Below are 26,071 nucleotides of genomic sequence, written 5' to 3'. Positions count from 1 at the left end.
CCTCACAACTCATAACTTAGGATCGCGAATTAAATAACTTACAATTTTAATTGTTATTGTGGGATGGGCGTCCCGCCCATCCCACAAACTTGTGGAAGTTATTTAATTCTCATTCCTTATATTGTTGACCTTTGCATCAGAATATTTTTTTGATATCATGTCCGATCGATTGACCATAATATCACGGTTGGGCGGTTTTTTGAGATTGTTAATTATTAGCAGATATTGGCAGGTTTACCCGCCCCTACCTGATTTCTGGTAATCGATCGGACATGAATTTACTTGTTTAGGAACAGGCTTTTCGGCCTGTTCCTAAACAAGTAAATTCAGTCTTTGTGGAACAGGCATCTTGCCTGTTCGGGAGAATGGTGCAAGATGTGAGATATTACCCATTTCCCCTTCCCAATTTCCCATTACCAATTGCTAATTTATTGCCCCAAATTTGAATTCCTACGAGTTAAATTCGGCCGCACTGGAATTTCAATCAAAAACTCCGCGCCCTCTCCCGGTGTCGAAATACAACTCAATCTGCCACCGTGGCGATCGACTATAATCGAGTGAGAAATCGACAATCCCAAACCCGTACCCTTGCCCACAGGTTTAGTCGTGAAAAACGGGTCAAACAGCCTCGATCGCACTGACTCCGGTATCCCCTGCCCGTTGTCGGCAATCGATACCGCTACGAAGTCGGCAGCCGCCTGATAACTGCGAATAGCGATCGTGCTGGGATGTCGATCGCACTCCTCGATCGAACGCTGCTTGTCCCGTTCTTCCAAAGCATCGATCGCATTAATTAAAATATTCATAAATACCTGATTCAACTCGCCCGGAAAACATTCAATTTGTGGCAATAGTTGGTAATCTTTAACTATCTGAATTTCTCCATGACTGCTGTGAGATTTTAACCGATTTTGCAAAATCATCAAAGTGCTATCAATTCCTTCGTGAATGTTAACCGACTTCCCTGCGGACTCGTCCAATCGGGAAAAATTACGCAACGATTTCACGATTTCGACAATTCGCTCGGTTCCTACTTGCATCGAATTAAACAATTTCGGGAAATCCTCAGCAATATAAGCCAAGTCTATTTCCTCAATTTTCTGCAAGACTTGGGCGGGAGGATGAGGACAGTAATGCTGGTAAACTTTAATCAATTCCAGCAAATCTAAAGTGTAATTGCGAGCCGGATGGAGATTGCCGTGAATAAAGCTAACAGGATTATTAATTTCGTGAGCAACACCAGCAACTAACTGACCCAAGCTCACCATTTTTTCATTTTGAACGAGCTGAGCTTGAGTCGTTCGCAGTTTGTTAATAGCTGCTTCTAACTCTAGCGCTTTTGAACGTTCTCGCGCTTCCGATTCCTGCAAAGCTGACTCGGCTTGTTTGCGATCGGCAATTTCACTTTGTGCTTGCTCAAACAGCATTGATTGCTGGATCGCGATCGCCAACTGCACGCTAATTTGTTTGAGACACTCGACCTCAATTTCCAGCCAGTGGCGAGGGCCCGCGCACTCGTGGGCAATCAATAGCCCCCACAACTTCTCGCCTTGCAAAATCGGCACTACCAAATTAGCTCGCACCTGAAATTGACTTAATAAATTAAGGTAGCACTGGGAAAGACCAACTTTGTAAATATCATCTACAGGTACAGCGCGACCGTGTTCGTAAGCAGAAGCATAGCTGTATTCAAAGCAGGGATCGTTAATAGTTAGTCCCTGAATCGATCGCCACTTTTGGCCCACCGACTCGACAGTTACAAAACCGCTCCTATCGGGATTAAAGCGATAAATTATTGTCCGGTCTGTTTGCAAAAATTGCCGTACTTCAGCCACAGCTTTTGTCAAAATTTCTTTTAAATTGAGAGAAGAGCGAATGCGTTCCAGCATCTCTACCACCAAGCGTTCTCGCTTTAATTGCTGGCGCAAGATAGCCTCGGCAAGTTTGCGAGTGCTAATATCTTCAATCACAGCAATTACATAGCTAGGTTCCCCAAACCCATCCCGCACTAAAGATACAGTCATATTAGTCCAAACAAATGAACCGTCTTTGCGAATAAAGCGTTTTTCAAGGGAATAATTAAAAATTTCCCCAGCTAACAGTCTGTCGCGCGACTCGACATCTGCTGCTACATCTTCGGGGTGAGAAATATCCCCAACATTTCGCGATTTTAGCTCGAATTCTGAGTATCCCACAATATTGCAAAACCCTTGATTTGCATTCAAAAATTTACCGTCGCGCCACACTTTAACAATGCCAATCGCCGCTTGTTCAAATACAGCGCGAAATCGCTGTTCGCTTTCTTGTAAAGCAATTTCTGCTTTTTTGCGATGGCTAATGTCCATTGCCGTGCCAAACAGCCGCACCACGTGACCCAACTCATTTTTAATAGCTTGTCCTTTAGCGTTAACGTGCCTAATTTCTCCTGATGGGAAATAGATACGGTGGTCGATATCGTAAGCTGTTCCTTCAGTCACTGCTTTTTGTACAACTTCTGCGAACCTTTCTTTGTCATCGGGATGAATTTGCTCTAAAAGTTCTTCCATTGTCGGTGGCAGATTCAATTCTCGACCATAAACTCGAAACAGTTCTTCCGACCAAGTAATAACTCCTGCCTCCCTATCGAATTCCCAATTGCCGATCCGGGCTATTTTTTGCGCTGCTTGCAACTGTTCGGCAAGTAGTTGCAGAGATGCGATTAACTGAGTTTTTTCGGCTTCTGCTGCAACGCGGGCACTGATATCTTTGTGAGTGCCCGTTATCCGCAACGGCGCACCCCATTCGTCGTACTCGACTACCTTGCCCATTGCCAGTATCCACTGCCAATTGCCCGCTTTGTTGAGCATCCGAAATTCAAATTCATAAATCTCAGTCTCACCTTCCAAATAGGAATTTAAACATTCCATTACCTTCCCTCGGTCTTCTGGATGCAGCAAACTTTCCCAACCTTTGAGGTTGTTTTCAATTTCGGTTTCTGCGTAGCCAAGCATTGATTTCCAATGAAAATCGAAATAAGTTTCGCCAGTAGCTATATTCCAATCCCACAGCCCCAAAGAGCTGCCAGAAACGGCCAACTGCAATCGCTCTTGACTGAGTTTTAATGCCGATGCGGTGCGTTTGATTTCTGTGAGGTCGGCAATTATGGCTATCATTCCTATCGGTTGACTAGCGCTATCTTTAATGCAGTTAGCTCGCAAGAAAGCTTCTATAATATCGCCATTTTTACTCTTGATTTCAATTTCACTATCCCAGGAAAGACCTTTCCGCAGCCCCCTAAATAACTTGCTCAAATCTTGAGATTTGGGGTACATTACTGCTGGACCACCGGCATTATTTAGTTCTTCAACTGTATAGCCGTAGCGCTGAATAAATGCTTGATTGTGATAAACGGAATAACCGTCCAAATCGGCGATCGCGATCGCATCACTAGCGCTGTCTACAGCTTGAGTTACCAGGCACAGAGTCAGTTCGGCTTGTTTGCGATCGGTAATGTCAAAAATCGCTCTGTCGAGCCACAAAACTAGCCCTTCTAGATTGTAAGTTGGCCTACCTCTTTCCGACATCCACCGCACCGCCCCGTCAGCGCGAACAATCCGGTATTCTAGATTGTACGGCTGTTTCGACTCTACTGCTGCGCTGATTTGTCGATCGACCATTTCCTTGTCTGCCTCGTGGACAATGGTCGCAAAACTCAAGCCGTTGTTGCCAATAAAATCCCCAGCAGGATACCCACTAATTACCTGAATTTCATCGCTAATAAATACCATCGTCCCCTCAGCATCGTACAAGCTGCGGCAGATAGCGCCGGGGATATTCTCAACGAGCGATCGAAATCTGGCTTCGCTCTCCCGCAAAGCTGCTTCTGCCTGTTTTAAATCAGTAATATCCAGCACCATGCCTTCCCAAACTATATCCCCTTCCTGCCCTATTTCAGTCGGACAATCAACTCGTTCCGGTTTCGACGAAACCCCTTGCATCCACTTAAGTTTTCCCGACGGTACAATCGCGCGCCATTCCTGCTGCCAGGGCTGCATATTTGCCGCAGAAACAGCAAGAGATTCTTCAAATTTTTGACGGTCATCTGGATGAAGAAAACTAAAAAGGAGTTGAGGATTCTGCTGAATATTTTCGGGTGCCAATTCAAATAAATCGCGACTGCCAGAAGAAATGTAAGGAAAACTTTTTTTGCCGTCGGTTGAGATGCGAAATTGATAAATTATTCCCGGCAAATTGGCAGCAAGCTGCCGCAGTCTAGCTTCGCTTTCTTGCTGCGCTAATTGTTGGCGCCTATCCTCAGTGATATCTCGAATTATCCCGACGAGAATTTTACTGCCGTCGGTATTTTCAAAGACAGTTTTTTTAGTAGACAGAATGTGCTTTGCACCGCTACTGTCTGTAAATATTTCCTCGGTTTCGTTTTCTTTCCCAGTCCTAAACACTTGTTGGTCAGTATGCCAAAAAATCTCAGCTTCTTGTTTCGGGAAAAAGTCATAATCCGATTTGCCCAGCAGTTCCTCGCGCTGCTTCCCGATCAGCTTGCAAAAAGCATCATTTAACAGTATCCACTGGTGCTGTTCATCCTTGACAAAAATTGGGTCTGCAACTGCATCGATTGTATAATTCAAAAACTTTTTACTAGCTTCGAGTTCGGAAAGTGCTAAAATTTTATCGGTAATATCATTGATAGTTCCTGTCGTCCCCTGCGCCTCGCCGTTCCAGCCCAACATAAAAAATTCTTGCACTTCCACCCACCGAATTTCGCCATTTTTGGTAATATATCGACTTTGATAACAACAGGATGTTTCTTGATTTGGTTTCTGACCTCTAAACGAATTTAAATATTGGTATTGATCGTCAGAATGAATGTAACTCAAACAGGAAGTTCCTAAGCTTTCATCAACGGTAAATCCGGTAATTTCCGTCCAAGCTGGATTGAGAAAAGTCCAATAGCCCGCAGTATTTGTTTCAAAAACTACTTCTTTGATATTGCCAACAACCTGCTGGTATTTTTGTTGACTTTTTTGCCATTCTGCTTGCCGTTTCTGGCGGGCGATCGCGCACCTAAGCGTCCGTACCAGCAGCCGGCTGTCTACCTGTCTTTTCACCAGATAATCTTGGGCGCCGGCGGCAATTAACTCGACAGCCAGTTCTTCGTCATCGGCGGCTGTCAGAATGACGATCGGAATATTGATACAGCAATCTTGAAGTCGGAAAAAAGTATTAAATTTTAGGCTGTCAGGCAGTGAAAGATCTAATAAAATTACATCAAAAATTTTGTCGCTTAAAATTTCTATCGCTTCCCGGAGGCGGACTACATTGGTGACATCAATTGATTGTCCTAGTTGGGGCTCAGACAGCAGTTCTTGAATGAGTTCTGCATCTTCTGCACAGTCTTCTACTAAAAGAATTTTTAAACAAGGCGTTAAAGTTGACTCAAAAAGAGATGTCATACCATTTTATATTTGAGATTGGAGATTGGAGATTTGGAATGACTGATGACTATCGCGGTTTGGTTCTTGCGTACAGTGGCATTTTTTTTACTGGTATCCTTTTGCTATTTTTTAGTAATTATAAAATCTCACCAGCGGATGCAGCTACCTAGCTGATGATTGGGGAACTTGAACCGCACCAGGGCTGTTTCATTCTCTTGTAGGGGCAATCCCACGCCCGGTTGCCCCGATATCTAAAACCCCTACCCGCTCGTCTATCGGCTGGGCGGGCACTATTGGCACCGCCCCTACAAAACCCTGGTTTTTCTGAGAATGAAACAGCCCTGTGAACCGCACGCACGAGAGTGCGCTGTGTGCTTGCAGACCCCGCAGATTTGTAGAATTGAGTTGTTCGCTGCAAGTTTTCCGCCTCGCCCCAAACCTAGCGATCCAAAACTATAATACTCTTACCAATATTGCAACTCAACTCTCTTTTAATTTACAACCTTTGGCAGGGGAATAGCAAGAGGCAACTCAAAAGAGTGCGGAGTAATCAGGATTTGCCTTGCTGATAGCCTTGGAAACTTTAGATTATAAATTGCCGTTTAAAGCTTGCCTAAAGTTGCCTTATTTTTTTAAAATGGTATAGCAATCCTCAATCATTTGTGAATTTCTTACTCCCTCCCCGCGGCTTCGGGGAGGGTTGGGGTGAGGTGAAAAGTTTACGACTCCTGCAAGGATTGCTATATTACTACTAAGCTACGAAAGTTACCGTTGATTTACAAGATATGCTCTGAGATAGGATCCGGTTAATTGCCCGCAATTAGCGCCTGTTTGTATTGAGCAATGCAAGTCCTCTCTCGATCGAGTAACCAAGACTTGCATTCCTTGCTACCAACCTAATTACCAACTTAATTAGGGTTGTCTAACCGGACACAATTTAACTCAGTTGAGTCGCTCAATTTTTCTGCGGTTTTGGCAGCACAACTGTAAACACGCTGCCTTGACCCACATTGCTGCTAATAGCAATTTCACCGTTAAAAGGTTTTAAAAGTTCAATACAAGTATAAAGTCCTAGGCCCGTTCCTGTCGGTTCTCCTTCGGTCTTTTCCTCCCCTTTAGGTGGCTTTGATGTGTAAAAAGGGTCAAAAAGTTTTGACACATCTTCAGATGCTATGCCGCATCCCGTATCTGCAATATCCATGTATATGTTCGAGTCGTCTTGCCGAGTCACGATAGTTATTTCTCTGCTTTTCTTGGCCCACATAGCATCCATTGCATTATTGATTAAATTATAAAATACTTGAGAAAGATAGGAATAAATTAATGGAATGCTGGGAATTTCTTCGTCATAAAAGTATTTTTTTCTAATCTTATTTTTAAAATACAGGTTGCCTTCCAATAGCTGAATTTCTCTCTGGACTAAATCGTTGATATTCACCGGGTGCAAATCTTGCTTTTGCTCGTTTCGGCTTTTCATCATCAGAGTATCCATGATCAGATTGATTTTTGTGACAGCTTGGAAAATATACTTAGTATAATTAAACAGAGAGTCGTCTTGAATTTGTGTGGCTTTTGTTTCAATCAAATCGACGCTTGTCTGGATCACTTGCAGGGGACTTTTGAGGTTGTGAACCATGCCCTGAGTCAAACGTCCGATGATGGCTGTTTTTTCCTGGTTTATTAATTGCTTGGTTTTTTGTTCAACAAGTTTTTCCAGGTTTTGGTTGAGGTGGGCAAGTTCGAGGTTTTTTTCTTCGAGTTTTTTTTGCAAGCTGCGGATTGTCAAGTGGGTTTGAATCCGGCTCAAAACTTCTTCGTGCTGGAAAGGCTTAGTGATGTAGTCAACGGCTCCTGTCTGAAAGCCTTTTACTTTATCAGGCGTATCGGAAAGGGCGCTCATGAAGATGATGGGAATATCTTGCGTTGACGGGTCTGCTTTCAAACGTCGGCAAGTTTCAAAACCGTCAATTCCTGGCATCATGATATCCAAAAGAATCAAGTCTGGATGGATGTAGTCAATTTGCTCGATCGCACTTTCGCCGTCTAGAGCCACTAATACTTTAAACCCGTAATTCCTTAACAACTCGAAAAGTACGTCAAGATTTGTTTGGTTGTCATCGACAATTAGTATGATACTTCTTTCGGAATTCTTATCGTTCATATTCAATGGAAACATTCAAATTTTGGATTTTTGAGTTGTGGGTTGTGACGTTAAATCGGATTCAATGAATTTTTGGCGGATCTAGAAACCCGGTGGGAGCATCTCATATTTGTAAAAACACTTCTTCTGGCTCCTTCCTTCTTCCTCTTCCCTCCTGCCTCCTGCCCCGCCGCAAGAGAGCCTCACAACTCCAATTTTTAGCTTGGCTGCTGTCATTGAGATGCTCCAAACCCGGTTGCTTCCTAGATGCTTCTATTTGCAATAACCCTTTCAGGAGCCGGCTGCGAGTCCGGGCCGCCCAAGCAGATTAAGTTGTCGCTTCGCGGGAGGCCAGAACCCCTGATTGAGAATGGTACTCAGGGCGCGAGATTTAACTGATTTTGAGTGGTCTGTTAGCTACCGTCAATTTTATGACAAATGTTGCTTCAAAAAATCTCGAATTTGCTTGAGCTGAAATCCTTTAGCAAGTTGGCGCAGGTGATGAACGAAAGGCACTAATGTCGGGTCAGAATGTTCGAGTTTAGCAGTTTCTTCCAGAATAGCTTCAATATCGCCCATTGCAGCCAATCTTAACAACGCCAAGACTGACTCTGAGGCAGGAGACACCATCGTTGAGTCAGCAGCAGCAATCTCAGAAGATGCTTTTGCCGTTTGATCTGTCCGCTTTTTGGTTTGCACTCGTTCTTCGTAAACCCATTCTAGTCTCAAGTGCAGGCGCAATAATTCTAAAAGCTCATTAGTTTGAATCGGCTTGGTGAGAAAATTATCGCAACCTGCTAGTATGCTCTGTTGCCTGCTAGTCTCGTAAACGTTAGCGGATAAAGCAAGGATAACCGTATCTTTTAATTCCGGCAACTGTCGCAGCCGCCTGGTAGCTTCCCAACCGTCCATTACCGGCATCAGCAAATCCATTAAAATTAGATCCGGTAGAAATTCCTGTGCTTTGTGCAAGCAGTCTTCGCCGTCTGTGGCCTGTGCAATTTCAAAGCCCAAATGAACAAGTAGCCTGTGCAACATGGCGCGATTTACTTCGTGATCGTCAACTATTAGCACTTTCCGCTGGGGGCCGATAAAACCTACAAGCCGCCTTTTTTCTTGCCGGGAGGGGAGTTCCGAACACTGGGCGACTGCTGGCAAGTCTAGATCCAACCAAAATATGCTGCCTTTGCCGGAGGTACTTTGGACGCGAATTTGGCTGCCCATCATTTTGACTAATTTTTGGCTGATGGAAAGTCCCAGTCCGGTACCTTCGACGAAATTTTTATGATCGCCCACTTGATGAAAAGGCAAAAATATTTCTTCTAATTTATTCTGCCCGATGCCAATGCCGGTATCTTCGATTTGAAAGCGAATTTTAGGGGTAGGGGTACGATCGCCGGTATTGTCTGTTGTCACCTCGCGCGCCTCTGTTGTTCCTAGCGGCGGGTTCGACATTTGCTGCGCGTCTATATTCCCGGCCAAATTGATTGTTTGAGTGGCAATTTCCGCTGTCAAACTAGAATTTTCGCAGTTGGTTTGAGGATAATTATCGGGGAAATTTTCTGCATAACCGACTTTGAAGGTAACGCTGCCGCTGTTCGTAAACTTAACGGCATTACTGAGCAAATTAATCAAAACTTGACGCAACCTTTTTTCGTCGGCCCAAATGCCGTCTGGCAGGGCTGAAACCTGCTCGTAATTAAAAGCAATTCCTTTTTGAGCAGAGCGCATCTGGAACAAATCAATAATACTTTTCACAAAACTGGAAAAATGCACGTTTGTTCGTGACAGTTCCATTTTACTAGCTTCGATTTTTGAGAGGTCTAAAACGTCATTAATCAGCATCAGCAGGTGGTTGCCACACTGGTGAATGTTGTTAAGACTTTCCTGCTGATCGGCGGTAAAGTTTTTATCGACTTTGAGCAGTTGAATGTATCCCAAAATCCCATTCAAAGGCGTCCGCAATTCGTGGCTCATGTTGGCGAGAAAGTCGCTTTTAGCCCGGTTGGCGGATTCGGCGGCTTCTTTAGCTAATTGCAGGGCGGCTTCTGCTTGTTTGCGATCGGCAATTTCGGTTTGTGCTTGTTCAAATAGCATCGATTGCTGAATGGCGATCGCCAACTGCACCCCCAATTGTTTTAGGCACTCTCCCTCCAATTGCTGCCAGGGACGCGGGCCCGTGCAGTGGTGAGCAATTAACAGTCCCCACAAGTTTTCGCCTTGCAAAATCGGCACTACCAGATTCGCTCTCACATCGAGCCGAGTCAACAAACCCAAGTGGCACTCGGCCAGGCCGGCATTGTGAACATCTTCTATGGCTCTAATTCTACCGTCTTGGTAAAGAGGAACGTAGGCTGCCCCAAAACAGGGGTCATAAATTTCCATTCCTACAATTGGTCGGCAATTTTCGGCAACCGACTCGACAGCGATAAACCCGCTCCAATCAGGATTAAATTGGTAAATAATAGTGCGGTCTACTTGCAAAAACTGCCGCACTTCTTCGACACTTTTGGTGAGAATTTTTTCAAGATTGAGAGAAGATCTAATGCGTTCCAGCATAGCTACGGCCAACTGTTCCCGCTTTAATTTCAGTCGTAAAATTAGCTCGGATTCTTTGCGTTTCGTGATGTCGGTAATGACTCCAATTAAGCCGATGGAATTACCATGAATATCTTGAATACTGTCGGCTCGCACCAGAGCAGTAACTGCTTCGCAACTCTTAGTTTGCAGTGAAACTTCGCCACACCAAGAGTGACCTTGGCGAAGGCTTTTATAGATTTGTTTGTAATTTTTATGCCGGACATAAAGCGCGGTAATATCGCCAATATCATTGAGTTCTTCCACCGTGTAGCCGTAGCGCTGAATGAAGGCTTGATTGTGGTAAATAGACCGCCCTTTCAAGTCGGCGATCACGATCGCATCGCTGGTACTTTCGACGGCTTGAGTGACCTGCAGTAAAGCTAATTCTGCTGCTTTGCGATCGCTAATATCCGTCATCGAACCCACCATCCGCAGAGGGTTTCCGGCTTCGTCCCACACTGCTTGAGCGCGGGCGAGCACCCACTTATAGCTACCGTCTTTGCACTGCAAGCGGTATTCGGCGGCGTAATTGGGAGTTTGGCGATCGAGATAACCTTGGATCGCTGCTTGGACTCGTGAGCGATCCTCTGGATGGATGCGCTCGATCCATGCGGTGTTGGTGCTGTCGATTTCGCCGTCTGCGTAACCGATAATTTCTTGCCAGCGGGCCGATCGAAAAGCTTCATTGGTTTGAAGATTCAGATCCCAAATCCCGTCTTGATTGCCTTTGAGAACTAACTGCCAGCGTTCTTCACTTTTACGCAGTTCTTCTTCGGCTTGTTTGCGCTGAATATGATCGCCCAACTGAGTCGCTACAGCCTTGACCAACTCTACTATACGCGGTTCCATAATCGAGCGATCGCGCTTGCAGAATACTAAAACTGCCAGCACCTTTGAGCTAGCGTGAATTGGCACTCCGAAACAAGCTTTCAATCCGACTGATTTCGCCATTTGCGATCGGGCAAAAAGATGATTCTTGGCTAGAGAAATATCTTCAATCCATTCTACATTTCTGCTTGACCAAATCCGTCCAGGTACTGCTACTCCGGCGGCGAATCTAATTTTTTTACTTTCGCGGCCGAACGTATCTAAATCGCGATCGCTAGCGTACCAAGTTTCGCTGTGTTCCAAAAAAGTACCGTTAGCACTCGGTATCCAAGCTTCTGCAAAATTCCAGCCGATCGCATTGCACAGCAACCGCAAAATATCTGGGAGGGCGCTCTGAAAATCTGCAGACTGACTAATGGCTTGAGTTGCTGCCAGCAACAGCTTTATTTCATCTTCTGCTTGCTTGCTTTCTGTAATATCAGTGGCCGTGCCGAGAATTTGTTTTAACTTACCGTCTGCTGTTTTCGCAAATACAGTATCTCGGCTAACCATCCAGCGCCAAGAACCATCCTTGTGCCTAATTCTGTATTCAATTTCAAAGATATCCCCTTCGCTGCCTGTTTCAACTTGCTGTAAATAATCAGGCATTTTGATTGAATCTTCGGGGTGGATTAAAGTTGACATCATCCACGGCCCCATTGCCTGAATCTCCTCTACTGTATAGCCAAGAATGTGGTAGATAGAAGCGTTCCCATAGATATTTTTTTTTTCAATTAAGTCACAAACATACAAAATATTAGGACTGGCCCCAGCAATTTGCTGAGCGAACCGCTGGCTTTCCTGCAGTGCTGCTTCTGTTTTTTTTCTTTGGGAAATATCGCGAACAATGCAAATGATTTCCCCGTCGGGCAGCATTGTCAGCGATACATCTAGAGGAACTTCCGAGCGGTCGCGACGGCATCCTACTGCTTCGGTGCTGTAAGAACCTTTCTTCACTAAAGTCGGCAGGACTTCTTGCTCGAATCTTTGCAGTTCTGCACCTTGGTAGAACATTTTCCAACTTTTATCTAAGATTTCTTCTAGAGAGTCGTAACCGTAGATTTTTAGTCGTGCTGCGTTGCAATAAATCACCTCATGGTCGGCACTGAATATGGCGATACCTTCGGAAGCTTGGGCCATTGCTGCTGCTTGCCTGTGGAGGACTGACTCGGATCGTTTGCGTTGAGTGATGTCGCGGACGATCGCGATAATTTCGTCCTCCGTGCAGAAGACAATTCTCGCTTCAAAATCGTACAGTTCACCATTAACTGGCATTTGATATTCTACGACTTGAATCTCGCCAGTGTCGATCGCTTGTTGATGATCAGACAAAATTTTTTCAGCAAAAGCAGCCGGTAATATGTCTTGTGCTTTTTTGCCGATGAGTGCTTTTTGTGGTAGAATATTCTCGAAATCTTTGGCAGGTTTGAAGTCTACAAAAGTGCCGTCTGCCCGACAGCGAAATATCATGTCTGGTATCGCATTTAAAAGAGCGCGGTTGGTGGCTACGCTCTTACGCAATTCAGCTTCAGCTTGCTTGCTAAATGTAATGTCGCGAGCCACTGCATAAATCAAACCTTCTTCTGCATACGGCGATGCTGTCCACGACAGCCATTTATAAGTACCATCTTGGCAAAGATAGCGGTTTTCTAAGCTAATAACTGGGTGGCTTTTTTTAAGTTTTTCTAATTCCGCTACAGTAATTTCTAGGTCTTGTGGATGCACGAATTCTATCAAAGGTTTGGCTAAGATTTCATCACTGCTATAACCCAATACATTTGACCAAGCGGGGTTTAAGCGTTTGAAATAGCCATCAAAACCTGCTATGCAAAGTAAATCCAGCGAGAGATTAAAAAATCGATCGCGGTCTTGCTGGGTTTGTTTCAATTCGGTAACATCCATCACCAAACCGTCCCAAACTATATCGCCGTTGGGGTACTTTTCGGGCTTCGACGCGCCTTGCAGCCATTTCACTCGATCTCCCATAACTTGCCGCCACTGGTGTTGCCAAGCTTGCTGAGTCGCCGCTGAAGTTGCGATCGATCGCTGCAAGTCTGAGATGTCGTCTGGGTGAACTGTTGCAAAAGCCAAACTGGCATTTTCTTCTATTTCTTCTGGCTTTAAATTGTATATCTGCCAACTGCCAGAAGAAACGTAAGTAAAAGATGTTTTACCATCTACATAAAGCCGATATTGATAAATCATTCCCGGCACGTTGTCGGTCATGATTTGAAATCGAGCTTCGCTTTCCTGCAACGCAATTTGCTGGCGTTTGTATTCGGTCACATCTCGCATTGTTCCGACCAACATTTTACGACCATCGGCGTTGTTAAATACTGTTTTTTTAGTAGATATAATGCGTTCTTGACCGTCGCCATCGGTAAAAATTTCTTCTGTTTCCTGAGAAAGACTTCTTTGCAATACTTCCTCGTCTTGTTGCCAAAAAAAAGCCGCTTGTGCTGGGGGGAAAAAATCGTATCCTGACTTGCCAATCAGTTCCGAGCGCCTTTTTCCTATCAAATTGCAAAAAGCATCGTTTAATACGATCCATTTGTGCTGCTCATCTTTGACAAAAATCGGGTCAGGAGTAGAATTAATCGTGTGATTTAAAAACTCTTCTGATGCTTTTAATTGAGCTTCGTAACGGTAGCGATCGCTCACGTCTAAGACTACTTTAATCAGGTGGTCGATCGAGCCGTCGAGGGCGCGAATACAGCGCATGGAAACTCTAGTATAAACTGTTTTTCCGTCTTTTTTGCGCCACCTCTGGTCTAAAACATACCCTTCACTCTCCCCTGCCAAAATTTTATTTAACTGCTCTAAACTCGCCTGCAAGTCTTCAGGAAAACCCCACCTCTCCCAATTCTCATGCAAAAAATCTTGGCGATCGTATCCCAGCAAATCGCACAAAGCATCGTTCACTTCCAACCACTCGCATTTTTCTGGTGCTGAGGGGGAGATCGGAGGAGCAAGAATGGCAATTCCCACTAGAGAATTCTCCACTACCGAGCGATATTTTTCTTCGCTTTTTCGTAAAGCTTCTTGGTTCTGCTGTCGCTCGACTGCGTAGCGAAGCGATCTAATTAACACTTCGCTGTCGATTTTTCGCTTGACTAGATAATCTTGAGCTCCGGCTTGGATTGACTGCACGGCAAGCTCTTCATCGTTGCGGGCAGTCAGGACTACAATCGGAGTATTCAGGCTATATTCTTGTATTTTGACAATTGTATTTAAGTCTTGGCTGTCGGGCAGGGAAAGATCTAGTAAAATCACATCAAACTTTTCGCCTACCAAAAGTTCCTGCGCTTTGCTGAGACAGTCTGTACAACTTACTGACAGCCTTTGAGGCTCGGCTCGGCTGACATTTGTTTCTAATAATAATTCTTCGATTAGATCGGCTTCGGCTTGATTGTCTTCCACCAGGAGAACTTTAAAACCGTTTCGCTTTGCGGTTGGGCTCAAAACTGATATCATATACCTTGTTATTTATCATAAGGCAGTCGAGCTAGTTATTATAACATATAAATAATTGAATGCCCAAAAATACCCCTCACCCAAGTAAAAAAAATTCTGGTTCAACAATTATAATGCTCTACATCGACTGGGTTTGTACTCTAAATAGATCGACGCAATCAGAGGTAAAACTTTTACGATTTTGAGGAGCTCGGTTGCTTGAGGAAACCAAGCTGCTTGGTCTTGTGTTTTTTGGGCGATCGCCCCTGTCACCCGATTTGAGATTTGAGATTTGAGATTTAGTCCACAGATGAATCGGGGATGTGGAACTAGAATCTCCAATTTTGGGCGACTCACGACTCCTGTCGGAAAATAAGTATCGGTTTTTGGGCGGGTTCAGCCGATCGCGCGATCGGCTGAACCCGCCCTTTGTTGCCCTTGGATTCCGCTACCAACACAATCCGAGCCATATCCCCACACCAATGAGCGCTCAACGCCAAAAAAGCGGTGTGAACTATCTTCGCTATTTATATTTTTACCACTTCTTTTATAATACCTTATATAAACTAATTACTGCAATTTCTTTACTTTTTGCAATCAAATAAAATATCTCCACCGGTCTTGCTATTTAGCCAAAAAGTGATAATATTGAAATAGAGGCAATCGAACACTCGGTTGATACAGCCTAAGAAAAAATCCGAGAATTTTGGTAACAAAATTACAAGTCCCAATAAACTGTCTTTTGTTTACTGTCCTTTGACCGAACTGAGATGAAGTTGAGAGGAAAAAAGCAATGATTGAAAATTTAGCAATCGATCAAAAACCCGGTTTAATTCCCAAAGAAAAAGCCTTAGTATTGTTGTTTGATGAAGTCGGCATCGCCGACATCCCGTTAGTAGGCGGTAAAAATGCTTCTTTGGGCGAAATGATTCAACAGTTAACCGGCCAAGGAGTCAGAGTTCCCAACGGATTTGCAACTACAGCATACGCTTACCGGTACTTCATCCAGTCAGCGGGCTTAGAAGCTAAATTGCGCGAAATTTTTGCCGATTTAGACGTAGAAGATCTGCAGAACCTCCGACAAAAAGGCAAGCAAGCGCGGGCACTGATTCTCGACACACCATTTCCGCGAGAACTCCAAGCGGCGATCGCGGATGCTTACGAAAAATTGTGTGATCGCTACGGCGACAGTACAGACGTAGCAGTGCGTTCCTCCGCCACCGCCGAAGACTTACCCGACGCCAGTTTCGCGGGACAGCAAGAAACCTACCTCAACGTCCAAGCTTGCGCTGGTGTCCTCGAATGCTGTCACAAATGCTTTGCTTCCATATTCACAGATCGCGCGATTTCCTACCGCCAACAGCGGGGTTTCGACCACTTTGAAGTCGCCCTATCAGTCGGCGTCCAAAAAATGGTGCGATCGGACTTAGCATCCTCCGGCGTCATGTTCAGCATCGACACCGAAACCGGATTCAAAAACGCCGTATTAGTCACCGCCGCCTACGGATTAGGCGAAAACATCGTCCAAGGAACCGTCAACCCCGACGAATACTTCGTCTTTAAACCAACCTTAAAACAAGGTTTTCGCCCAATTTTAGAGAAACGACTCGGCAGCAAAACACTCAAAATGGTGTACGATATTGGCGGTTCTAAATACACCAAAAACGTCTCCGTGATCGCTGCCGAAAAAAATAAATTTGCCATCCAAGATGATGAAATTCTGCAACTAGCAAAATGGGCAGTAGTCATCGAAGAACACTACTCTAAAGTGCGCGGGACGTACACCCCGATGGACATTGAGTGGGCAAAAGACGGCAATACGGGCGAATTATTTATTGTCCAAGCGCGACCCGAAACAGTACAATCTCAAAAGTCTGCTAAAGTTTTGCGAAACTACAAATTGCAAGGTAGCAGTGCAGTTTTAGCAAAAGGACGCGCTGTTGGCGAATCAATCGGACAAGGCAAAGCCCGCGTAATTTTAGACGTTCACAGAATCGCTGAATTTCAATCAGGAGAAGTTTTAGTTACCAACAAAACCGACCCGGATTGGGAACCGATTATGAAAAAAGCAAGTGCGATCGTCACCAATTCCGGCGGCCGCACTTGTCACGCCGCCATCATCGCCAGAGAAATGGGAATTCCCGCCATTGTCGGCACCGGCGATGCCACCCAAATCTTGAAAAATGGGCAAGAAATCACTGTTTCTTGTTCCGAAGGAGAGGAAGGCAAAGTTTATTCCGGTTTGCTTCCTTTTGAAATTCAAGAAACTGCGATCGAGAATTTACCCCGCACCCGCACTAAAATTTTAATGAATGTGGGGAACCCAGAAGAAGCCTTTGGTTTATCAGCCATTCCTTGCGACGGCGTAGGCTTAGCGCGGTTGGAATTCATCATTGCCAATCACATTAAAGCACACCCGCTGGCACTGATTCATTTTGACGAATTGGTAGATGAATCAGTCAAAGAAGAAATTGCCAACCTGACAGCACTTTACCAACACAAACCCGATTTCTTCACCGACAAACTAGCCCACGGAATTGCCACAATTGCCGCCGCATTTTATCCAAATCCAGTTATCGTGCGGATGAGCGATTTCAAGAGCAACGAATATGCTAATCTTTTGGGAGGGCGGCAGTTTGAACCCAAGGAAGAAAACCCGATGATCGGGTGGCGCGGCGCCTCTCGGTATTACGACCCAAATTACCGCGAAGCTTACGCTTTGGAATGCAAAGCATTAAAGCGAGTTCGCGACGAAATGGGCTTGACAAATGTGATTCCGATGATTCCATTTTGCCGCACCCCAGAGGAAGGCAGAAAAGTGTTAGCCGAGATGGCAAAACACGGTTTAGTTAAGGGCGAGAACGGCTTGCAAGTGTATGTGATGTGCGAATTGCCGAGCAATGTCATATTTGCTGACGAATTTGCCCAAGTTTTTGACGGATTCTCGATCGGCTCTAACGATTTAACTCAGTTAACATTAGGATTAGACCGGGATTCGGCTTTAGTCGCACACATTTTTGACGAACGGAATGAAGCTGTCAAGCGAATGGTAGCAATTGCCATTAAAGCCGCCAAGAAGTACGATCGCAAGATTGGGATTTGCGGTCAAGCACCCAGCGATTATCCTGAGTTTGCTCGTTTCTTGGTTGAGTTGGGAATTGATTCGATTAGTTTGAATCCCGATTCGGTTTTGAAGACTTTGTTAGATGTTGCTAAGGTGGAAGGTGCGGGTTCGTTGATGGATTTAGCGGGAGATATTGCTAAGGTTTAACCGTTTTGGTTGTTGATAGAAACTCACATCTTGCACCATTCTCAGGAACAGGCTTTCCGGCCTGTTCCACAAAAAGTGAAGTTTCTTGTGGAACAGGCCGGAAAGCCTGAAAGCCTGTCCATACAAAGCTTATTGAGAATGGTGCAACATCTCACTAGAAACCGGGTTTTTCAAACAATAGCTGCACCATTTTTGGGCTTGGTTGTTTTTGATCGAAGCCCGGTTTCTCATATCTAAATCTCTAAAATAACCGCTCTCGCGTTTGTAGTGAGGACTAAAGTCCTCAGAATTTGATGATGCCTAAACTCCTCACTACAAACTTATCCAGAACACCCCTCATTGGCGACAACAGCGATCGCCCTCCTCAGCCACCAGCTAACGGTTAACACAGGGGCGGCCTAGTTTGAGAGTCGATCGGGAACTTTTCTTATTTAAGACCGTCTTTTCGGCAAGGATTTTCTGTTGCCATCGCCTAAATTTAAAAAAATATTCTCCACATAAGCTCTGAAAATGTGCTAACTACTCTCCTGATTATTTCCATAGGTTTAGCTCCGTCGCTGGTGTCTTTGTGGGTGATGCGCTCTGCCCAAAGCCAAGCCCGCGACAGAATTGCAGCGGCCCGGCTTGCGGTAGCCAATAGATCCCTGCGAACTCAAGTACCAACTGCCGATCGCACTTACATACAAAGCCTCGGTTATTCGATCGGCGATATCACTTGCGAGTATAACGCCCGCTCTAATTACATTCGCTGCGCTGTCAATCCTTCGGGGCCCTGTCAAGAGTGTCGGTACTACCAAGCCAGAACTCTTGACGTTCGTGGTGAAAAGATATAGCTTATATTGGTGCTAATATCTACGCATATGTGCGGATGTATAGCCTTTCGATCTCTCATATGAGGTACTCATGGCCTCCGTGGCCTCCGTGGCCTCCGTGGGCATACCTCACCACGCTTGAGAACCGCTATAGTAATCTATGAGTTAATATGTACTTACGTGTAATGATTATTGTTGAAGCTTGTTTTGGACGACCCACGCTCAAACTCAGCAATTAAACCCTAATCGAGCATTATTGCTTGGTTACACTTGGCATAACAGGGGAATTGCGTTCGGTGTTTTTCTAGTTGACGACTTACGCTCAGAAACCAGGTTTAGATGATGAATTTTGGTTGGGTGGCGAGAAATCTAGGCATAAATTGGGTTTCTAGTCTCCTGGGCGTAACTCCTGCAGTTAAGAAAATTAGCCAACAAAAATCGTAAGTAGCACAGGAGCAAATCTCCAAATCAGTTTCTCCAAAACATCATGAAAAATTCTGCACGAAACATTGTCCAGAGCATTTATCTTAAACAGAAACCAGCTCGAAGACTCGCTTGTGGACAGTTTGAGAAGTTGCTTGTGGGCGGCACTAATCTGTTTTTGCGAGCGTAGCGAAACAGTCTCAAACCTAGATTGCTATCTCCAGACTCCAAGTCATGAATTTTTAAGACGCTTCGTCGATACAGGGTATGCCGATTTCAATTGAATCTCATATGTTGCACCATTTTCAAGAATAGGCTTTCTGGGCTGTTCCACAACAAGTGAATTTTCTTATGGACTGGGCAGGAGAACCCTCCATAGAATGGTTATTGAGAATGGTAAAAGATCTCAGTTGAATGACACTTCGGGCACGGTCGGCATAATTATGTGACGGCTATCACTCCCTAATTAATGTGTGGTTGCTATTGTGAACAGGGCTAGCACACCAAAACCAAAGAAACCGAGTTGTTTACCGGGAGCGAGGGCTGCAAAGAAGTCTTTTCGTCCCTCAAACCAGGTTTATACGTCTAGAAATAGTGAGTTTTATCTGCAAAGTAAAGTGCATTAGACGAGGTACAGAAAACCTCATCCAGTAAATTGTTGAGAACTCGTGTTCTTATCTACTGCGCGATGTAAGAGCTGTGTAACAGATACACTCGCTAACAGAAAGAAAAAAGCCCAAGGCAAAATATCACCCGATAGAGAGATTATTGGGATTTAAACACTAAATCGTCAGCGTTACTGCCGGCGGTACTTGCAATGCTATCCAATATTAACATAGCACTGCTTTGTGCTGAGTAAAATTCGCTTTTTGCTCTTGATTCTAGTCAAGCAGCAGAGCCTATTACTCTGCAATTAAACCTTTTCAATAGGTGATAATAATCATCTAGAAAGGGGTACATCATCTACAATACGTGAGACAATTTTACAATGCAAAGCATCTGCAACAAACCAATTTTTATCACCCCAAAAATATGTGACTCCACCGCAAGGATTGCTGGCACAAAGTCCCGAACAACAGCTACTTATCATCAGAAAAAACAAATAAAACAAGTAAAAACAGTAGGGGCAATCCCCCCGTGGTTGCCCCTGTCCCAGAAACTTCGTGGTGGCACGAGAATTGGGCATCCCCACAGAGAATTTTTGCGATCGACTTTAGGGGCCAACCCCCCGTGGTTGCCCCCTCGGACTATAAAAAATGTGCTGTTCCTCGATGGCAGAGTAGAGAACTACGACAGCTTGGCAAGAGGAACAACAGCCGATACAGAGGTATTTGTACTGGACTCGACGCGGGATGGAGTCGAGCAAATTACTAGAATTTTGGCGGTTTGCAGGGATTTAGATAGCATTCAGATAGTTTCTCACGGTCGAGAAGCTGTGGTGCAGCTAGGGTCGATCGAACTCTGCAACGACAACCTAGAAACCTACAGCCATTTGTTACAGCAGTGGGGAAAAGCCCTCAGCGAGAGAGGAGATATCTTGTTATTCGGGTGCAGCGTCGCAGCGGGGGAAAGCGGCGAGGCCTTCGTGCGGCGGCTGAGCTTGATCGTCGGTGCAGATATTGCAGCTTCCGACAACTTGACGGGGAGTGCGGCACTCGGCGGCGACTGGGAATTAAAATTTGCGACTGGGGAAATAAAGGCGAGAATCGCCATTGAAAAAGAAGTGCTCGAAGCCTACCCTTACACCCTCGGCACATTAGTTAACGAAACTTTCAAAAACTCCACAGTTAGGGGGCCGTGGATTTACGGGGGAAACAACGGGGCACTGTTCAATCCGAGCAGCGGGACTCCAGCAGCCAATCAACTTATCCCCGGCATTACGGGAGGCACGGTATCTGGGGTGCTTCCGGGTTTGGGCGGTTCGAGTCCCGGCGATGGTGCTCTGCGATTAACTCCTGCAGTAAACCTTCGGGAAGCCTTTGTCATCTACAACAACCCTATTCCTTCAACGGACGGTCTCAGAGTTCAGTTTGATTTTTATTCTTACGGTTCAAGCGGGCAATTTGAGGCTCCGCAACCCAATATTGGCCCTCAGCCAGGGGACGGGCTGGGTTTCTTCTTGATTGACGGCACTGTTAGCCCAACCAGGACTGGGGGTTATGGCGGTTCTGTGGCTTACGCTCCACGAACGGGTATACCCGGTATTGAGGGAGGTTATTTAGGCATTGGGCTTGATGAGTTTGGCAATTTTTCAACGTCTACAGAAGGGCGCTCTGGCCCTGAGCCGCCTGCGATTCCGGGTTCTTCTATTGGTTCTTTCAGGCCTGATTCAGTAACGGTTAGAGGAAATCAAGCAAAGGGTTATCAGTTTTTAACAAATGCGATCGTTCCTTTCGGCATCGATAACATTCCTACGAGTATTAACTTTATCGGCCCTCCCGGCACCAGTTTTAATTTCAGCAATACGTTCACGAGCGATCGCAATTTAGCCAAAAGATCCGTTCAAATTACGCTGAATCCATCTAACGATCCGGTCAATCCCTCTCGCCTCACCGTTGCCTTCGATAAAAACTTCGACGACATCTACGAAACTATATTGATCGACATCCCCAACTTGGCAACCGACAACGGCGCAGTACCGCCAATTTTCAAGTTTGGTTTTGGCAGTTCCACAGGAAGCGCCAACAACATTCACGAACTTCAAAACCTGGTAGTTGAAACTATCAATCCTCCCAGTATCGCCGCAGAGGTTGCCACTATCAAGAGTGGCCCGCAGTTCGTCAAGCCCGGAAGCAGCATTACCTACACGATTACGACTGTAAACAAGGGGCCAGCGCCTGCTACAAATGTCCTGATTCAAGACGAAATACCTTTTGAACTGCTGCTTCCGGGCGGATTGCCGCCGGTTCTCACTGCCTCCAACAACGGCACTTACGTGAACCAAACGAAGGCTGTCACGTGGCCGTTAATTCCGGTTCTCAATGCGGGTGAGACTCTGACTTACACTCTGACAATTAATTTGCCGTCGGGTTTAACCAGCGGTAGCAGTTTTGCGAACGTTGCATTCAGCACTAGCTCGACTTTCGACCCCGACCTCAGCAACAACAGCGGTGTAGTCGCGCCCGGTCAAATCGAGGGGCCTGGTGTAGTCTCTACGACTGTTGTCGGTACAGTGGCGGATTTAGTTACTACCAAAAGTGGCCCTGTGACTACTTCAGCCGGGTCAAGCGTCGTCTACACATTGACTACGACTAACATGGGGCCAGACCCCGCTGCCGATGTGACCATCACGGACAGCATTATTCCGGGTTTAACAGGAGTCAGCGTATCGGATGGGGGCACTTACGACTCTGTTTCGGGCATTGTCACTTTCCCGGCACTGACGGTGCTGGCAAATGCGGCTACTGCGACCCGCACTGTCAGTTTCATTGCCCCAGCCACGCTTGCTGCTATCAGCAACACGGCCCGGAGCAGTTCGGGGACTTTGGATCCGATCGCTACTAACAACAACGGCCGGGCGACCAACAAAGACGGCACTCCCACTAACTCTACGGTTACGACAAGTATTGCGCCCAATGCCGACCTCGCAACCACCAAAACCGGATCTACGAGTGCTACGGCCGGTAGCTCGGTCAGCTATACGATCGCCACAGTCAACTTAGGGCCGAGTCCTGCAGAATCTGTAACCATCACTGACAGCATAGTTCCGGGGTTAACGGGAGTCACGGCATCTAACGGTGGCGTTTACGATCCACTGACGGGCATTGTCACCTTCGCGCCCGTGGCAATAGCCAATGCGGAGACTGTGACGCGGACGATCGACTTCACAGTACCGCCCACCCTAACTTCCATCAGCAACACGGCCAGAAGTACCTCCATCACTCCCGACTCCACTCCGGCCAACAACAACGGTACAAACCCCAACGCCACCGTCACCACATCGATCGATGCTGTGGCCGATGTTATCACCCAAAAAACAGCGCCGGCCACCATCAACGCGGGCGACACGCTACTTTATACAATTACTACTACCAACTTAGGCCCCAGTCCCGCGACCAACGTAGTCATCACCGACAGCCTGATTCCCGGCTTAACTAATGTCAGCGTGTCCGATGGCGGAACCTACAATGCTGCCACAGGGGCGATCGAGTTCCCAGCGATCGAAACTTTAGCCAGTGGCAGCAACCAGAGCCGCACCATCAGCTTTGTACCGCCGCCTACTCTGACGAGTATCACGAATATTGTATTGAGTCGATCGGACACTTTTGACCCGGACTTAACCAACAACGACGGCTCGACAGTCGCAGTGCCTGGTGAGGCGGGGGGGCGAGTTGTTACCTCGATCGATGCTGTGGCCGATGTTGTCACCCAAAAAACAGCGCCGGCCACCATCAACGCGGGTGACACGCTACTTTATACAATCACTACTACCAACTTAGGCCCCAGTCCCGCGACCAACGTCGTCATCACCGACAGCCTGATTCCCGGCTTAACTAATGTCAGCGTGTCCGATGGCGGAACCTACAATGCTGCCACAGGGGCGATCGAGTTCCCAGCGATCGCGACTTTAGCCAGCGGCAGCAGCGTCACCCGCCGCCTGATTTTTGTACCGCCGCCTACTCTGACGAGTATCACGAATATTGTATTGAGTCGATCGGACACTTTTGACCCGGACTTAACCAACAACGACGGCTCGACAGTCGCAGTGCCTGGTGAGGCGGGGGGGCGAGTTGTTACCTCGATCGATGTAGCCCGCGCCGACCTGGTTACGTCCAAGAGCGGTCTCACATCTGCTCCTGCTGGTAGTTCCGTGACTTATACTATAACTACCACCAACAATGGGCCGAATGCTGCTGAAAACGTAGTGATTACAGACAGCATCATTCCCGGTTTAACGGGAGTCACCGCATCGGACGGCGGCACTTACGACCCCCTGACAGGGGTTGTCACCTTCCCAACTATTCGCAGTTTGACTAGGGGCAGCAAAATCAACCGCGAGGTAACAGTAGTCGTTCCAGCGACGGGAACCATTAGCAATACTTCCCAGAGTCGATCGACTACTTTTGACCCCGAACCCAGCAATAACAACGGTTCCGAGTCCAGAGCCACTGTCACCACTGCCATTAGCGCGCAGCCAACACCCAACAAGCTTCCATCAGCCGACAGCAGCAATGTGGCGATCGCGCCCAACAGCGTTGTCCGACTCGGCGGGCTCGGAGGCAGAGACTCAGACGGCACAGTGGTTACATTCACCATCAGCACCCTGCCGTCGGCAAATCAAGGCATCCTGTTCTTGGGCGACCCCGCAACCGGGGGAGTCGCCGTCACGGCAGGTCAAACCCTGACGGCCGAGCAAATGACGCAGTTATTCTTCCAGTCTGTCGGAAATTTCACAGGGGCTAACTTTACCTACAGCAGCAGCGACAATCTCGGTGGCAGCAGTCCTGCCGCCACCGTTTCTCTGGTGTCGCTGGCGTTCAACTACCTGCCGGTACCCACAAACTTCAGCAAGACACTGGCGCCAAACAGCACCGTCAATCTCACAGGACTCACGGCAAAAGACCCCGACGACTCGATCGAATTCTTCACTATCAACACCCTGCCGGCGGCAAATCAAGGCGTCCTGTTCTTGGGGGACCCCAGCCAGGGAATCCGGGTGACGGCCGGCCAAAGACTTAGCACAACTCAAATCAGCCAGTTATTTTTCCAAGCGTCTGGCAATTTCACAGAAACCAATTTTACCTACAGCGCGACAGACAGCCGCGGCGCGATTAGTGGAGCCCCGGCTACGGCTTCTCTGCTAGCACTATTACCTCCTAATGACGAGCCACCCGTGGCTAACAACTCTCTTCTGGCTGTGTTGCTCGGAAGAACTGCGAAGATTCCCGGACTGGGAGGAACTGACGCCGACGGGACGGTGGTTTCCTTTACTATCAACACTTTGCCACCAGCCAATGAAGGCACGCTGTTCTTGGGCGATCCCAGCCAGGGGGTGCGGGTCACGGCAGGTCAAACCCTGACGGCGGAGCAAATGACGCAGTTGTTCTTCCAGGCGTCTGACAATTTCATAGGGGCAAATTTCACCTACAGCGCTACAGATAACCTCGGCGTCAGCAGTGCGGCAGTCGCCACTGTCTCTCTCATTCCCCTTAAGGAACTGATACCGGCGCCAACACCGGCGCCGATACCAACACCACCAACACCAGCGCCGATACCAACACCGGCACCAATTCCAACACCAACAACACCAACACCAGCGCCGATACCAACACCGGCACCAATTCCAACACCGGCACCGGCGCCGATACCAACACCGGCGCCGATTCCAACACCCACACCCACACCGGCGCCGATACCAACACCGGCACCAATTCCAACACCCGCGCCCGCAGCGGAACCAGCCCCCACGCCCATACCCGCGCCGACGCCCATACCCGCGCCAGCGCCCGAACCAACACCCACACCCGCAGCGGAACCAGCCCCCACGCCCATACCCGCGCCGACGCCCATACCCGCGCCAGCGCCCGAACCAACACCCACACCCGCAGCGGAACCAGCCCCCACGCCCATACCCGCGCCCGAACCAACACCACCAACAGCACCAACACCAACACCACCAGCCCCGCAACCAACCCCAGCCCCGCAACCAACACCAACACCAACACCAACACCAACACCAACACCAACCCCTATATTCAACCCAGTACCCGAACCCGATACCGGTTGCGGTTGTGACCCCTTGCCCTTGGTGCCCCCGATAACATTTATCCAACCCCAGCCTTCGCCAATACTCAACTTCGACTCAAACGCCGCACAACTCATCGACATCCAAAACACCAGCATCGGCACTCCTGGAAACGATTCCTTAACAGGAAACGAAACTAACCAACAGTTTCTCTCCCTCCGCGGCGACGACACAGTTTTAGGTGAAGGCGGCAGCGATACTATTTTCGGCGAACAACAGCGAGACTTCATCGCTGCAGGTAAAGGCAACGACTTAATTTACGGCGGCAAACAAACCGATGCCGTATTTGGTGGCAAAGACAACGATCGCATTTTTGGCGATCGCAATGGAGACACATTGTACGGCGAT

At 47.1% G+C, this 26,071-nt stretch carries 8 protein-coding genes; 3 read left to right on the top strand and 5 right to left on the bottom strand.

Features of this window, described 5'->3' with window-relative positions:
- Positions 1-428: 428 nt before the first annotated feature.
- From QUA16_RS18015 to QUA16_RS17995, 5 genes are all read right to left on the bottom strand, one after another.
- Positions 429-5,450: a PAS domain S-box protein gene (locus QUA16_RS18015; protein ID WP_333104778.1), complete on the bottom strand. Its 5,022-nt coding sequence runs from the start codon at positions 5,448-5,450 to the stop codon at positions 429-431.
- Positions 5,451-6,387: 937 nt separating this feature from the next.
- Positions 6,388-7,593: a hybrid sensor histidine kinase/response regulator gene (locus tag QUA16_RS18010; RefSeq protein ID WP_333181279.1), complete on the bottom strand. Its 1,206-nt coding sequence runs from the start codon at positions 7,591-7,593 to the stop codon at positions 6,388-6,390.
- 103 nt (positions 7,594-7,696) lie between these two features.
- Positions 7,697-7,855 (bottom strand): hypothetical protein, encoded by a 159-nt coding sequence (locus tag QUA16_RS18005; protein ID WP_333104776.1) that lies wholly within the window; start codon positions 7,853-7,855, stop codon positions 7,697-7,699.
- 146 nt (positions 7,856-8,001) lie between these two features.
- Positions 8,002-14,493, bottom strand: coding sequence for a PAS domain S-box protein (locus tag QUA16_RS18000; protein ID WP_333104775.1), 6,492 nt, complete (start codon positions 14,491-14,493; stop codon positions 8,002-8,004).
- A 108-nt stretch (positions 14,494-14,601) separates the two neighbouring features.
- A complete protein-coding gene (locus QUA16_RS17995; RefSeq protein ID WP_333181277.1) occupies positions 14,602-14,829 on the bottom strand; it encodes a hypothetical protein in 228 nt (75 codons plus the stop codon).
- 436 nt (positions 14,830-15,265) lie between these two features.
- Between QUA16_RS17995 and ppsA the strand changes: the two genes are divergently transcribed.
- The 3 genes from ppsA to QUA16_RS17980 all read left to right on the top strand — a co-directional run.
- Complete coding sequence (gene ppsA, locus QUA16_RS17990; protein WP_333104774.1) at positions 15,266-17,743, top strand: phosphoenolpyruvate synthase; 2,478 nt, start codon at positions 15,266-15,268, stop codon at positions 17,741-17,743.
- A 512-nt stretch (positions 17,744-18,255) separates the two neighbouring features.
- Entirely contained in the window at positions 18,256-18,576 is a 321-nt protein-coding gene (locus tag QUA16_RS17985; RefSeq protein ID WP_333104773.1) for a DUF6464 family protein, read from the top strand.
- Between the two features lie 1,390 nt (positions 18,577-19,966).
- Positions 19,967-26,071, top strand: a 6,105-nt coding sequence (locus tag QUA16_RS17980) for a DUF4347 domain-containing protein (protein WP_333181276.1), incomplete at its 3' end; no start/stop codon positions are given.

Source organism: Microcoleus sp. S13_C3, from assembly GCF_036700905.1.
Lineage (GTDB): Bacteria > Cyanobacteriota > Cyanobacteriia > Cyanobacteriales > Microcoleaceae > Microcoleus.
This window is presented reverse-complemented; position numbering and strand designations above follow the sequence as displayed.